General features: G+C 53.3%; 12 protein-coding genes. 5 read left to right on the forward strand and 7 right to left on the reverse strand.

The features are described from left to right. Positions 1–209 precede the first annotated feature (209 nt). Both J7382_RS07040 and J7382_RS07045 read right to left on the reverse strand, forming a co-directional pair. Positions 210–2,309: a S8 family serine peptidase gene (locus J7382_RS07040; RefSeq protein ID WP_209068348.1), complete on the reverse strand. Its 2,100-nt coding sequence runs from the start codon at positions 2,307–2,309 to the stop codon at positions 210–212. A 2-nt stretch (positions 2,310–2,311) separates the two neighbouring features. Beyond that, positions 2,312–3,496 carry a phosphatase PAP2 family protein gene (locus J7382_RS07045; protein WP_209068350.1) on the reverse strand — a complete coding sequence of 395 codons (1,185 nt, stop codon included), beginning with the start codon at positions 3,494–3,496 and terminating at the stop codon, positions 2,312–2,314. Between the two features lie 169 nt (positions 3,497–3,665). Between J7382_RS07045 and J7382_RS07050 the strand changes: the two genes are divergently transcribed. Both J7382_RS07050 and J7382_RS07055 read left to right on the forward strand, forming a co-directional pair. Continuing rightward, entirely contained in the window at positions 3,666–5,282 is a 1,617-nt protein-coding gene (locus J7382_RS07050; RefSeq protein ID WP_209068352.1) for a hypothetical protein, read from the forward strand. Positions 5,283–5,532: 250 nt separating this feature from the next. Then, positions 5,533–6,618: an extracellular solute-binding protein gene (locus J7382_RS07055; RefSeq protein ID WP_209068354.1), complete on the forward strand. Its 1,086-nt coding sequence runs from the start codon at positions 5,533–5,535 to the stop codon at positions 6,616–6,618. 29 nt (positions 6,619–6,647) lie between these two features. Here J7382_RS07055 and J7382_RS07060 read toward each other — a convergent pair whose 3' ends face one another. Then, positions 6,648–7,328, reverse strand: coding sequence for a GntR family transcriptional regulator (locus tag J7382_RS07060; protein WP_209068355.1), 681 nt, complete (start codon positions 7,326–7,328; stop codon positions 6,648–6,650). Between the two features lie 122 nt (positions 7,329–7,450). On the opposite strand from J7382_RS07060, the gene J7382_RS07065 reads away from it, so the two are divergent. Next, positions 7,451–8,437, forward strand: a complete 987-nt coding sequence (locus J7382_RS07065) for an AbrB family transcriptional regulator (protein ID WP_209068751.1) — start codon at positions 7,451–7,453, stop codon at positions 8,435–8,437. Between the two features lies 1 nt (position 8,438). Here J7382_RS07065 and J7382_RS07070 read toward each other — a convergent pair whose 3' ends face one another. From J7382_RS07070 to J7382_RS07085, 4 genes are all read right to left on the reverse strand, one after another. After that, the gene (locus J7382_RS07070; RefSeq protein WP_209068356.1) at positions 8,439–9,290 is read right to left on the reverse strand and encodes an ABC transporter permease; all 852 of its coding nucleotides are present in this window, start codon (positions 9,288–9,290) and stop codon (positions 8,439–8,441) included. Positions 9,291–9,302: 12 nt separating this feature from the next. Further along, complete coding sequence (locus J7382_RS07075) at positions 9,303–10,160, reverse strand: ABC transporter permease (RefSeq protein ID WP_209068358.1); 858 nt, start codon at positions 10,158–10,160, stop codon at positions 9,303–9,305. Continuing rightward, complete coding sequence (locus tag J7382_RS07080; protein ID WP_209068360.1) at positions 10,160–11,260, reverse strand: ABC transporter ATP-binding protein; 1,101 nt, start codon at positions 11,258–11,260, stop codon at positions 10,160–10,162. The genes J7382_RS07075 and J7382_RS07080 overlap by 1 nt, the downstream gene beginning before the upstream one ends. A gap of 75 nt (positions 11,261–11,335) precedes the next feature. Then, entirely contained in the window at positions 11,336–12,406 is a 1,071-nt protein-coding gene (locus tag J7382_RS07085) for an extracellular solute-binding protein (RefSeq protein WP_209068362.1), read from the reverse strand. A 257-nt stretch (positions 12,407–12,663) separates the two neighbouring features. On the opposite strand from J7382_RS07085, the gene J7382_RS07090 reads away from it, so the two are divergent. Together J7382_RS07090 and J7382_RS07095 are read left to right on the forward strand one after the other, a co-directional pair. Further along, on the forward strand, positions 12,664–13,905 hold the full coding sequence (locus J7382_RS07090) for a cytochrome P450 (protein WP_209068363.1): 1,242 nt from the start codon (positions 12,664–12,666) through the stop codon (positions 13,903–13,905). Positions 13,906–13,920: 15 nt separating this feature from the next. Then, on the forward strand, positions 13,921–14,241 hold the full coding sequence (locus J7382_RS07095) for a 2Fe-2S iron-sulfur cluster-binding protein (protein WP_209068364.1): 321 nt from the start codon (positions 13,921–13,923) through the stop codon (positions 14,239–14,241). Positions 14,242–14,259 lie beyond the last annotated feature (18 nt).

The raw sequence follows: 14,259 nt of genomic DNA on the forward strand, positions 1-14,259 counted from the left end.
TTTGCGATACTTCGGGAGAGGCCAGAGCATATCGATTTCCTCAATTGTGAGTCGCTTCTGCAACTTCGGTTCTTGAGTCAAATTAGAGATAGGTCGTGATGGCAGCGTGATTTTCCGCAAGAAAAAGCGCAGCAGGTGTGGGGTGCACAAAAAAACGCCCGCTGTTAGGGAAGCGGGCGCAGGTACAGGGATTGATTGACGGGATTGCTTTACCGAGGCACTTTCGTGGCGCGCCCTTCTGGCACTACCCGCCCGGAGCCAATTTTTTTATCCATAACAGGGCATTTGAACCACCCGTCCTCAGGACGTTGACGGGTTGCTATGTTGGAGAGGAACCGATCAATAGAGATCGTTCCATACGGATCATGCTCCTTGTCCAGCCAAGCCTGCAAGATCACGCGTGTGGCCTGCGCGCTGGCGAAGCTGGTGCCTTGCATGGCAACGATTGACCCATCGCTTGCACCGTCGGCGAGAATGCCCAGATGGGCATACCCATCATCTGTTGGGAAGGCTGCGGTGGGTTGGGCGCGGCGATTTGCACTGGTCACCACACGTGGTCCCGTACTCGAGTAGGGCGCAGGACGACCGTCATTTGCGCGATATCCTGCAATGGTTGCGACAGCTTTGTTGGCCGAATAGCTATTCAGGCTGCCGTGACGGCTTACCAGATCTGCGGTGTCCAGATCCTTTGCTGGATCTGCGGACTGTGCCATTGTACGGAACCCATAGCTGTAGGTGTCGCGGATCCGCCCATCGTCATTGTAGGCTTTGTAGGTCGGATCAATGAGATAGGAGCTTCGTGGTTCGCTGGCACCCGGATGAGCGGCCTGATCCGTCTGGATCAGCAAGGAGACAGTCACGGGGGCACTTGTGGGGTTCTTGAGGTAAATGCGCCAGCGCCCGCTTGGTGGAGAGCTCCAAGTGTCGCTGCGGTAGCGATCTGGCGCAAGGCAGACCAGATATCGGAAACGCGTCATTGAGCTGTCCGCAGTGTCGACACGTGCGCAGAAAATCTGCCCAAGGGGTTTGGCGGCGTTAGGCCCGCCTGCAAGCGTCTTGATTTGTGCGTCCATGCCCGCAGATGTGCCTGATTGGGGCTGTCCCGGAGGGACAAGTTCAATTTCCAAGGGCGCGGTTGCTTGCGGCATCGTGCTGGGCTGTTCGTTCCAGATCTCCAAAAAATTGGAGGTGTCGTCATTTGGGGGGATCATCCAATCCAGATGCTTTTCTTCCCCCGGCTGAAGTATGACATGCGCGGCCGCGCGCTCAAGGTTTGAGTTTCCAGCTGCCAAGATTGCGTGGAAAGGCTCCATACTGACCGCAGCATCGAGCGGGGGCACGTGATCCTGATCCAAGAGCTCGGCAACGAAGGGTTCTGCCGCATCTTTGGCGCCCGCATGTTTGCCAATGGAAATATTGGTGACCAGAGGCAAAGGTTTGGACAAGCCGGATTTCGCGGCAATGCGGGCATTCATTTCCAAAATCCAGCGCAACGCATAGATAAGGTAAAAATCCAGAAAAGTGCCACCTTCACCGAAGGCAAACTCTGGTGGCAGCGTCACCAGAAGGAAGCGCGTACGCTTGCTGAAGGTGCTTTGTAGTGGATCTTTGGCGTCTGCGCCGCCCACAAGGCCCATGACATGAGCGCCATGTGTTGCCCGCGTTGCCAAGCCTCGCTCGCCTTCTGGCAAATGAAAGTTCACCAGACCAGTGGCGCGGTTGAAGCCGTCTTGATCCAAGGGGCGGGAGAGATCTTGATCAACGCTAAATGCTTGGAGGGTGGCATTGATGTCCGCTTCCATCAATTGAGCGCCAAAAGGCAAGAAGGGTTGTTTTGGCGCGCCTGTGGTATCTGTTGGTACGGGGGCGCCTTGAAGCCAATGCCCTAAGACCCGTGTCTGGCCGTTTTCAAGTCGGAAGCGGCTGTGCCCCATTGGGAGCCCAATATCAATGATACCTGCGAGAAGGGTGTCTGCAGGAACCGTTGGGCACTCAAAATCCTTCGCAGGTGGCAACCAAGTGGATTTGTCGCTGCGATTATTCCACCATTTTGCAAACTTCTGGTTGGTCAGGTACTCCGGGGCGCGGATTACGAAAGGCGTAGATGGGCCGGCGGTCGTTTCTTTGGGGGCTGCAAGCGTGGTTTCAGCATGATCTAAAGTGTGAAACTGATTCACAGCGCGCGGGACAACCTGTCTCACAAATTTCGGTTTGGGGCCAAGGCGGCCTTTATGGACCTTACGAAACCACGCCACATAGGGCGTTTCAGCCCCTTGTGGATGATCTCTCCAATTATTCCAGCTGTACATGGTCACACCTCCGGATCGGTGCCGTTTGGTGGGAAGGCGGAGTTTTCGTTCCACGCTTTTGTGGCTTTGCGCCACTGCTGTGCAAGGAAGGCAGGCGGTGCGGCGAATGCCGTGCCGTCCGCCCCCACGATGGCGCGTTTGAGCGTATCCGTTGTGCAGTCTTCATTGGTGATCACAGTGCCGTCTGGATCCAGTTTCACAAAACTGTCCGAGCGGAAGTTGAACGCCTTTGGTGCAGTTTCTGTGGCGTAGGCGGCAATCGCTTCGCCGATGCTGCACCCCAAAGTCGCACCAGCCAAGGAATCTACTGGATAGTGTACACCAGCAACGGTGCGATTGACCGCGATGCGGTGGGCGAGTTGAAAAACTTGTTTGCCTTCGGCGATGCCTTGCTGCGCGCTTTGGTCGAACTCAAGTCGGTTGAGAACCGTCGCGATGGCAAATGCTTCAGTCGCGTGACCGGAAGGATAAGCACTGTGATCTGGCGTGTCGATCACAGGTTGGACCTTGTCTGAAAACAGTGCAGGGCGGGGGGATTGCAGCAGGTGTTTGACCTGCATTTCCACCATGATGCACAGGCTTTGTGTCAGCGCGACCAGCTCTGCGGATCCTGCGAATGTTGGCAGTCCAAGTGGGCGTACAGCCATGAACGCTGTGGTGATATCATCCGCTTGCAGCAAAATTTCCGTCAGGCGATCCGCGCGCAAATCTGCATAAGCTCTGAGCCAGGTCATTTGTGCGCCAAACTCTGCCACAGTCGGTTTTGTCATCGTGCAAATCGTGTTGTTGGGGTGACCTACGCTCACTTTTCCACTGACATCTATTGATACCGGGAACAGGGGCATCAGAGCGCCCAGCATGACGGTCAGGCGTCGTTGCACGCTCAGGTAATCCAGTTTCGCAGCATCAGGTTTCCAATGTGCGCCGACATTCAGATTGCCTTCTGGTGGAGCCCAGTAGTTGGCCAGCGCGTCATGCGTGCTGATGCGGGCAGCGGCCACTGCGCCCGGGCTTCCCCCGATACCGCCGCCGATGCCACCACCAATGCCACCGCCGATGCCACCGCCGATGCCACCACCAATGCCACCACCGATGCCCCCCCCGATACCTCCACCGATACCACCGCCGATGCCGCCACCAATTCCACCACCGATGCCGCCACCAAGAAGATTGCCACCATTGCTCATTGAAGTGCCCCTTTAAAAATCGTTTAAAATCCTGACCTCACCATCAAGATGGAACCCTCCCTCCGTCAATTCTTAATTGTGTGGTTCACGCTGCGCTCACAAATGGCATTCCAACGTTCATGGGTTTCGCGTAAGGTTTTCCGGCATCTCTGAAGTGGGTTTTGATTGGGTGAAACAGACGTTGGAATATACTGGCACGCTAACCCTGCAGTTGACGGGACCTTTCTCTGTTACCGACGAGAGTGGCGTGGATTTTACCCCTCGTAGTCGGAAAGCACAGGCGTTGTTGGCACTCATTGCCACCTCCACGAAGCTCAGACGTAGCCGTACGTGGCTTCAGGACAAGCTCTGGAGCCAAAATGATGCGGCGCAAGGCAGTGCAAACCTGCGCCAAACTCTGACGACGTTGCGCAAAACACTGGGGCCCTATGCTCATGTTTTAGAAGCGACACGTTTGGATGTCGCTTTGAGCCCTACGGCCGTTGAAATTGCTTGGAACAGCGCAGAAAATGACGTGCAGGGGGAATTTCTGGAAGGCCTTGATGTTTCTGACCCTGAGTTTGAAACTTGGCTTCGGGTTATGCGTGGCAAAGATAAAGTTGTCGAGCCGGTAAGATCCGTTGCCGCACCGAGCGGCACCCGATGGAAGGTTGTATTGCAGCATGAAGATGGCGGGGAACATGCCGCCTTGGTGCAAAGCTGTGTTGATATGGTTGCACGCGTACTGCGCGAGCAAGGTGAGCTGGAAATTACGGAAGATCCCCGAGATGTCGGTGAGGACCGCTTAGTCAGCGTCTATGTCAACATGGTGCCGGGGCCAAAGGGGGTATCGTCGTTGCGCCTTGTCGCGCAAGATTTACAACTCAACAGGCAGATTTGGGCCCAGACATGGTCTGGCAGCATCGCAAACCCCTACGAGTTGCAGGATCTGGACCTTCTGGGCATGATTTTTCAGCTGCAATCTGAACTCAGCCGTTACATGGCGCAATCACGCAATATGTTGGAGGGAGATGGCGCATCCCCACTCGTTTTGGGCGCTGCGATCCCACGCATTTTTTCTTTTCAGCCTGAGGAATTGGATCAGGCTGCGTTGATGTTGTCGGATGCGATGGACAGTCGCAATGCAGCTCAATTTCTTGGTTGGCAGGCGCAGATTGCGGTCATCAATCTGATCGAACAGTTCACAGATGCGCCTGAGGCCTGTGTCGAGCAGGGGAAGATGCTGGCGGCTAAGGCCATTGAGATGGATCCTATGAATTCAGTGGTGTTGTCCACCGCGGCAAACGCACAGGTGTTGCTTGACCGTGGGGATGCGTCCGCTGGTGGGGATTTGGCCAAATTGGCGGTGCAGGTTAATCCAGCCAATCCCTTAGCTTGGTGGGCGTATGCCAATGTGGCGATCTATGCGGGTAAGACCGATGAAGCCCTTAAAAGTGCGCGGGTGGCTTCCAAGCTTGCTGCGCGCACCCCTCTGCAATTTTGGTGTGATTTTCAAATGGGCCTGGCTGCTTTTAAGGCTGGCGATTTCAATGCAGCGCGTCGCGCGCTTGAAACTTCTGCAAGTCTGGCTCCGCAGTTTCGTCCGCCGCGACGTTACCTGCTCGCGATTTATGCCCATGAGAAGGAATTCGACAAGGCAGCCCGTGTGCTCGTGCAACTAAAAAAGTTGGAGCCAGGTTTTTCATTGGATAACTTCGTCAATGATCCGAACTATCCAATCAGCCTTGTCAGAAAACGAAATATGTTGTCGTGGAACCAATTCCAGAACCTCAGCAACTTTGGATAGCGCGTTCCCATCGAGATTTATTTATAGATGGTGTGGATCGGCGAGAGAGGTACGATGTCACTATTTGCTGATTTGATTGGAGACCTTAATCTATTGGCAAGAGCTGAATAATATCCAAAAATGGTGAAAAAGTTTGGTTGGTTTCAGTATGTCGCCTCATGCATTGTCCAATTGCTATAAATCCGAGTTGCAAGCTCCCGTGGGCACGCGATGCAGCGCGTACGGTGGTCGTGCGACAGGAAAAGCAACTTTGAAAAAAAGGGCAATAGTGTCTGTCGCGTTATCCTGTTTTTTTCCATCTTTGTCATCGAGTGCGGAAAACGATAGCTTTAGCTTTTTAAACTGGGGCGCCTATGTCGCCCCCGATGAGATCACTGCGATGGCCGAAGAGTTTGGCTGGGAAGTGCAAGAGGTCACCTACGAGAATTCCGACAAAGCAGAGTCCCTCTTGTTGGCGGGAGGCTCAGGTTTCGACGTTGCTGTCGTTGCTACGGAAACTTTGGGGCGTTTGGTAAGCGCTGGTGCTCTTCAGGAGGTGTCGTCATTTGAGTTTTCAGGGCGTGCTGAGTTGGAGCAGGGTCTTTGGCCGCTATTGCTTGAGGCTCTGCCGGTTGCTGAGAAATATGCGGTGCCCTATGCATGGGGAACACTGGGCCTGGCGTTTGACATAAATGAAGTTCGTGCACGTCTCCCAGATGTTGCTCTAGACAGCTGGTCTTTGATTTTTGATCCTCAAAATGCTGCGGCTCTTGCAGATTGTGGTATTTCGATAGTGGACTCAAACGAAGAAGTTGTCGCTGCGGCGCTGACTTATCTTGGGCGAAATCCACAATCTGTTCTACAGCAAGATCTGGATGCGGCGTTTGAGGTTTTGGAAAGCATCGCGCCATTTGTTCAGTCATATGACACCTTTCAGCATGATGCGTTGATTGATGGAAGAGCTTGCCTATCCATCTCTTGGAGTTCCGAGGCATTTGAGCCGGACCTAAAAACAGCGCTGCCTCACATTAAGTATGTCTTGCCGAAAGAGGGTAGCAACTTGTGGGCAGATCTTTTTGTGTTGCCTGCGGACGCGCCCTCGCCACAAAAAGGCGTTAAGATGATAAATCGCTTTTCTCATGTTGACGTGATGGCGGCAAATGCAAAATTTACATTTTCAGTCGCGCGTTCCGCTGATGTGCGGGCCCTTATACAAAGCCCATATTATAGCCATTCAGCATTGACGCTACCTGATGAGGTCCTGAAAAATCTGTATGTGGTGCATGCGCGGGACGGCGCTGGAAAGCGATTGCTGGACCAAAGATGGCATAAAATGCAGCTTGGTATTCGGCAGTAGCCTCACTGGTTAGTGGAATTTTGACAGCATCAGTCCGAAGGATAGATGTCGTTAGGATTGTCGAATTCAGAACGTAGGGCGCGGATGCGCGCGCGTTGACCCGCGAGGATATGCACACGCATTGCGTCTTCTGCCGCAAGGCTGTCACGAGCATATAAAGCGTCAAGGATTGCTTGATGTTCCATCAGTGCGCTGTCGTATCTTTCGCTTTCTGCCAGCGTAGTAGGGCCCAATATCAGCATGGCTTTTTGTAAGCTGACCATTGATTTTATTAGAAAACGGTTCTTTGCAGCTTCTAGCAATGCGCGATGAAATTGACGGTTGAGACGAGATGCTTCCGCACCTTTGCCCACATTTGATAAATCGTCATTTATTGAGTGGAGTTCGGCTAACTCGGCCTCAGAGGCGGCGCGGGTTGCCATACGAGTTGCTGTGGTCTCGAGTACCAAGCGCATTTCATAGAGCTCCATGACCTCAGAGTAATCAAGCTTACGCACTGTGGCACCAATGCGTGGCAAATGCGTGACAAGTCCGTCAGCTTCAAGTTGTCGAATAGCTTCTCGCACGGGGGTACGACTGATCTCAAAGCGCACCGCCAATTCGGTTTCACGCAAACGATCGCCGGGGGAAATACGTCCTTCTCGGATTTCAGTAAGCAATGCGGAGTAGGCAGCATTCCCGTGCAAGGGATCAGAGGGAGAGTGAGGCATGGGAACACGCTTATTGTTAAATTGCATCCAAATGTATACAAGAGGATGCAATCGGTCAATTATGATTGGAATCACCCGTGGCAGTTTCGCGACTTCGCATCATCACATTTTTAGTGGCTGCGATGGGTGCCTTGGGTTTTTGGAAATTTGGTTTACCACTTCCTTTTCTGTTTGGGCCAATGGCCGCTTGCCTTTTGGCTGCATTATGTGGTGCACAATTTGCTGGATTTGGGCAAGTTACGGTCGCAGCACGGACGATCCTCGGGGTTGCAGTTGGCACGTCCATAACGCCTGAAGTGGCTGGCCAGTTGCCTAGCATGATGGGTTCTTTGGCTTTGATGCCGCTTTACATCCTGCTTATTGCGGTGGTGGGTGTGCCGTTCTTTCACAAAATCTGTAAGTTTGACCCAATCACGTCCTACTACGCAGCGATGCCCGGAGGCTTGCAGGACATGATCCTGTTTGGTGAGGAGGCGGGCGGAAATGCCCGCGTGCTTTCTTTGATCCATGCCACACGTGTTTTGGTTATTCTGTTAGTGGCGCCGATCATGTTGGTCTGGGTGTATGATGTGAGCCTTTCCAACCCGATTGGTGAGCCTGCTTCACAGCTACCATTGCATGAGATGTTCATCATGGCGGGTGCTGCGCTTTTGGGATGGAAAGGGGGGGAGAGGCTCGGCTTGTTTGGAGCGTCCATTTTAGGCCCCATGATTGTATCTGCGGCACTGACGATGGGAGGCGTGCTGCATTCTCGTCCGCCTCAGGAAGCCATCTGGACGGCACAGTTCTTTATTGGAGTTGTTATTGGCGTCCACTACGTCGGCGTCACCCTGCGAGAACTGCGCAGCGTGGTGCTATCTGGTTTGGCGTTTATGGTCGTATTAGCGATTTTGACCGTGTCTTTTGCCAAGGCCGTCACTTTCTTAGATGTCGCGCCGGAGATGGAAGCGTTTCTGGCATTCGCGCCAGGGGGGCAGGCAGAGATGACGCTGCTGGCGATTGTGGTCGGCGCTGATCTTGGATTTGTGATCGCCCATCATCTCTCACGCATTGTCTTGGTTATTCTTGGCGCGCCTGTTGCGGCGCGCTTTGTCAGGCGTGTAACCTAGACTAGCCCTTCTTTTGGAAGGCAATCATGATCAGTGCCAGCAAGGACGATCCAACCATTAAAAGAAGGCTGACAGCATTTAGCAGGGGCGTTGATCCTTCCTTTAAGCGATCAAACATCGCGATTGTCAGTGGTGCGTCGGAGCCTACCAGCATCAGTGTGGTGTTAAAATTTTCAAAGCTCATGAGAAAGGCCACCACAAAGGCGCCGATCATAGCGGGTGCGAGATAGGGCAGGGTGATGGTGCGGATTGCCGTTAGACGCCCAGCTCCCAGGTTAAGTGCTGCCTCTTCCAAGGATCGGTCAAATTTTTGCAAACGTGCCGCAATCACTAAAGTCGCAATTGTGGTTATGAAGGAGAATTGTCCTAGGACGACCAGCCACAAACCCGGGCGAAGTGCTTCAATATCCCAACGAAAACCATCCCATAGGCCATTGGCTACTCTGCTGGAAGCTACGAGAATGGAAATACCCAATACGATACCGGGGATGACCAAGGGGAGCAGCATAAGAACATACAGCAAGCCCTGACCGCGGAATTTGTAGCGGTTGAATAGGAAGGCATTCGACAGACCGACTACCATCGAGAGAGCGGAGACACAAAACGCGACAAAGACCGACGTGCCAATGGCTCGCAGAATGGATCGCTCGTGAAAAACACCGATCATTGGGCGTTCGGAGCCAAAAAACCAGTTCAAAGTGAACCCTTCCCAGGGCAGAGAGGGGAACTGGCTGTTGTTGAATGCAAAACTGGCGACTACGATCAACGGTAGCGCCAAGAAGATGAAGAAAAGCGCCACATAGGCTATGTAGGCCGTTTTGATTAGTCGGGACTGCGGAATCGAAGGGATCATTGTGGCGGCTCCTTACCCCATTGTTTTTTCAAGGGACTGTCCGGTTAAACGCAGCATGCCCCAAACAATCACAGACGAGAGAAGCAAGAGTAAGAAGCCAAAGGCGGCGCCAAGCTCCCAGTTGAAGCGCACAATGAACTGAGAATAAATCAACTCTGTGAACCAGAGGCTCTCCTTACCGCCCAGCATCGTTGGCGTCAGATAGTTGCCGAGACACAGCATAAAGACAACAATCGAGCCAGATACAATGCCAGGCATCGCGTGTGGGATGATGATTTCGCGCAGCACGCTCAGGCCGTTTCCTCCCAGATCGTAGCCTGCTTCGACCACTTCGTCGGGCAGGCTTTCTAGCGTGGTCACAAGCGGCACAACCATAAACAGCATCGATGTATATACCAAGCCCACCATGATCGCTGCGTCGTTGTACAGCATTTCGACAGGTGCATGAGCCAGGCCCAAAAACTGCAGAAGATTGGAAATTATTCCAGTTTCGCGCAGCAGGATCATCCAGCCGAAGGTGCGAACGAGTTCGGATACCCAGAAGGGGACAAGGCAGAGGAGGAAGAGTGCAGACTGAATTCGCCCCTTCGCCAGCTTGGCAATGTAGTAGGCAACCGGAAAGCCGATCAGAAGGGTAAGGATCGTTGCGAAAACGGACATCACAGCGGTACGCACAAAGGTGATGATATAGAGCGGTTCACGGAAGAACGCAAAGTAGTTTGCAAAGCTCACTTGGTATTGCCCCACTCCCACGCGTTCACGCAGTGACACTAGAAACAAATCAATGTGCGGGATGAAGATCAGTAAGCTGAGCCACAGCAAAAAGGGTGTCAGAAGTAGAATTAATCCGAGTTTTGCCTGTTGCTGCATCAGGCTGCTCCTGTGGCAAAGCATGTTGCCTGATCGCTGGACCAAGCGATGTGCACTTCTGCGCCCTTCGCCAAAGACGCAAATTCTCCGGATTGCGGTAGGTTTACGGCGATCTCCTGCAATCCTTTCTGATCTTTGACCAGCACACGAGAAGCTGCACCGTTGAATAGGATAGATGACACGATACCTGACACCTGATTGTCAAAGCCTGACAGTTCCTCGGCTTTGTAGGCGATACGAATGGCTTCGGGACGGACAAAAGCGTCAATACGTTGTCCTTCTTGGAGACTATTGCCCTTAACAGTTCCACGCAGGCTTAGTCCATTGGAGGTTTGCACAAGGAGATTGGCGCCGTTTTTTTTCAACACGGTACCGGACCAACGATTACTGTCGCCCACGAAGCCCGCCACGAATGCGGTTTCTGGTTGGTAGTAGAGTTCCTGCGCACTGCCGACCTGTTCAAAGCGGCCTGCATTCATGACCGCGATCTTATCCGACATTACCAGGGCCTCGGACTGGTCATGTGTGATGTAGATGAAGGTGGTGTCAAAGGCAGCTTGGAGTGCTTTGAGTTCCACTTTCATATGCTCGCGCAGTTTAAGGTCCAGAGCGCCAAGTGGTTCGTCCAGTAGGAGCACGTCAGGCTCGAGAACCATGCAGCGTGCGATGGCGACACGTTGCTTCTGCCCGCCTGAGAGCTCTTCGACGCGGCGCATGCCAATATCCGGCAGTCCGATGCGATCCAGCGCATCTTCAACCTTAATATCGATCTCTTTTTTGCTGAGCCCCTTTCGCCGCAGCCCATAGCCAATGTTCTCCGCGATATTCATCATTGGAAACAGTGCAAGGTGTTGGAACACCATATTGACCTGTCGTTTGTTGGGCGGAACGTTCAATACTGACTGGCCTTTGATTTGGATGTCGCCGGATGTCGGTTCCAGAAAACCAGCAACCATACGCATAATTGTGGTTTTACCACAGCCGGATGGCCCCAGAATAGAAAAGAAAGATCCGGCTGGCACAGTAAAGGACACGTTGTCTACGGCGTTGGTGTCGCCAAAAGTCTTGGTGAGGCTGGTGCAGTGCAAGTCAGGGGTCATGTGGGGCCTTTAGAACGTATGAAGCGCGCGCCCAATACGTCAGGCGCGCGCATAGTTTTGAAGATTGGATGGAGCTTACTTGGCTGCTTTGACGCGATCCAGAACGCCACCTTCGATGGCTTCCAAGCCCGCAGGCACAGGTGGATACCATTTGATGTTGTCAATTGCTTCGGCGGGGAAAGAGGCCTGGTAACGTGCCTTAAGGTCGTCTGCTGCAAAGGCATCCGCGCCGTTTGAGGCCGTAAAGTTACCTGCGGCGGCAGTGATCATTGCTGCGATTTCGGGCTGCATCACAAAGTTGATCCAAGCATAGGCCGCGTCGTCAGCTTTCCCTTTTGCGGGCAAAACAAATGTATCCACCCAGCCCAATGCGCCTGCTTTTGGTGCAACAAAGGTGATGTCCGCGTTGTCCGCGTTTAGCTTCCAACCGCCGGTGTCCCAAGCCATGGACGCCACAACTTCACCAGAACGCATGAGGCCCATGAGTTCGTCGCCGCCGCCCCAATAAGTTTTTACGCCAGCCTTGCATTCAATCAACTTGGCTTCGACTTGGCTCATGATTTCTTCATAGGCGGCCGCGTCGCCATATGCCGCGAAGGGATCCAGGCCCATCGAATAGGCAAAACCAATCAGCGTTGGACGTTTCAGTCGATAAGAAACCTTGCCAGCCACTTCTGGTGCACAGAGGTCAGTATAGTCCTGGACCATTGAAGCTTTCGCGGTGTCTACAACAAGGCCCGATGTGCCCCATACATGCGGTACACCGTAGACATCACCACCGACTGTGGTGTTGCCCTTTGTCGCGTCCAGCATAGACGGGATAAACAGCGAGGTCTCAATTTTTGACAGGTCGATTGGCTTGTAGATGCCAAACTCTTCTTGAGGACCTGCAATGCGATCTTGGCTTGGTTGCGCCAGATCAAAGCCCCCGCCACGGGTGGCGCGCAGTTTTGCGATCATCTCTTCGTTGTTGGATTTTGTCACCTCTACAGTGTGACCTGTTTGCTCTTCGAACTTTGCCACAACTTCTTCAGGAGCATACCCGCCCCATGTCAGCAAACGCAGGGTATCCGCTTGAACGGCTCCGGCGCCAAAGGTTGTGGCAACAGCAATCGCTGTAGACAGCTTAAACGATTGACTTGTCATGGAACTCTTCCCTCTGAATGTAATTTCAGTTGTTAACGAAATTCAGAATGAAATGTTTCTACTGCGTGGTCAAATATAAACAGATATTGTTGAGGAACTTTCCAATGGAGTCCTTTGCGGGCAAAGTTCGCATGCACAGGCTCATTAGGGGCGCTTGCTCTTTCGAGCACCTCCTCTTGAAGTTCTTACGATCATTTTGCATTTTCGCGCGGTTGCGGCCATGTACGATGGCGCGCCGCCCAATAGCTGAGGAGCCAATGACGTCCATTCCCAACTCCCATTTGTCTTTGGATCCGCACGGCGCAGAGTTCGCCCGAGATCCTTATGCGATCTATGAAGCCATGCGCGCTTTGCGTGAGCCATTTTACTATGATGACATCGAGACTTGGATGTTGACGCGCATGGCGGATGTCGAAGCGGTGGCTCTGAATAAGACGATGCTGCGCAACAACGAGGAGTATATTTCTGAGCAGGCGCGTTTGGCGCAGCAGAAAGCGCTGAATTTTCACGATATGCCTCATCACGAACGCTTCGTGCAGATCAACCTTTTGGAAAGTGAAGGCGACACCCACGCCCGCTTGCGCAAGGTTGTTTTCCGGGAGTTCACGCCGGCAATGATTTCCCGGCAGAGAGCGGCCATTCAGGCCTATGTGGATCACTTGCTGGATCAGCTCTCAGATCACGAGGAAATTGATTTTGTCGGAGATTTTGCAGCGCATGTGCCAGGGCATATTATTGGCCGCGTGCTCGGGGTTCCTGATGAAGATTGCGATCAGTTGCGCCATTGGTCTGAAGAGGTTGTGCGCTTCTTTGATCCGGGACGGGATGATGCGGACAAAGCGCGGGCGGAGCAGGCGACCAAAGAGTTTTACGAATATCTGCTGACGCTTTTGGCAGAACGGGAGAAAAAACCGCAGGAAGATCTGCTTTCACGCCTTGTAGAGCAACGCAATGCGGGCAATCTCAGTCAAGATGAGTTAATTTCAACGGCAATGTTGATCCTTATGGCCGGGCATGGTTCGACCATTGATGTATTGGGCAGCGGCATGCATGCTCTCTTGCGTTTCCCTGATCAGCATGTGCGTCTGCGCGAGGATCCAAGCCTCATGAAGACAGCCGTGCAGGAGATGTTCCGCTTTGAATCCCCGCTGCCCTTTTTCCACCGCTTTGCGACGGAAGAAACGGAAGTTGGGGGGAAGACTTTCCCGGCAGGCACGCGCTTTGGTTTACTCTATGGCGCGGCAAACCGTGATCCGAAACGCTTTGAAAATGCAGACCAGTTTGATGTGGGGCGGGTGCCCAACAGGCATATGGCCTTTGGAGGCGGTGCCCATTTTTGCCTTGGCAACCATCTTGCACGTCTCGACATGGATGTGATTTTCACCACTCTGAATACGCGGTTTTCTCAGATTGCTCTGGCAGACCCATCACCTGAATACAAACGCGGCCTGTCCGTGCGCGGGCCGAAGGCTCTGCGTGTGGGCTGGACCCGTGCCTGAGGAGGGCAATACCCAATGGTCAAAGTGATTTTTATCGAGGCAAGTGGCAACCGTATTGAGGCGGAAGGCTCGGTTGGTGATAGCGTGATGCAGGTGGCGGTTGCGGCTGGCGTTGAAGCGATTTCTGCGGATTGTGGTGGTGCCTGTGCGTGCGGCACCTGCCATTGCGTAATGAGCGAAGACTGGTTTGCCCGTTTGCCAGCACCTCAGAGCGATGAGGTGGATATGCTGGAATTTGTGATTGATCCCCAACCAAGCAGTCGTCTGAGCTGTCAGGTGACGCTTTCTGAAGCGATGGAGGGTATCGAAATTCAGGTGCCAGCCAGTCAAATCTAAGCAGCACTTGGCGTAGCG

Source organism: Shimia sp. R11_0 (assembly GCF_017744035.1).
Classification (GTDB): Bacteria; Pseudomonadota; Alphaproteobacteria; order Rhodobacterales; family Rhodobacteraceae; genus Shimia; species Shimia marina.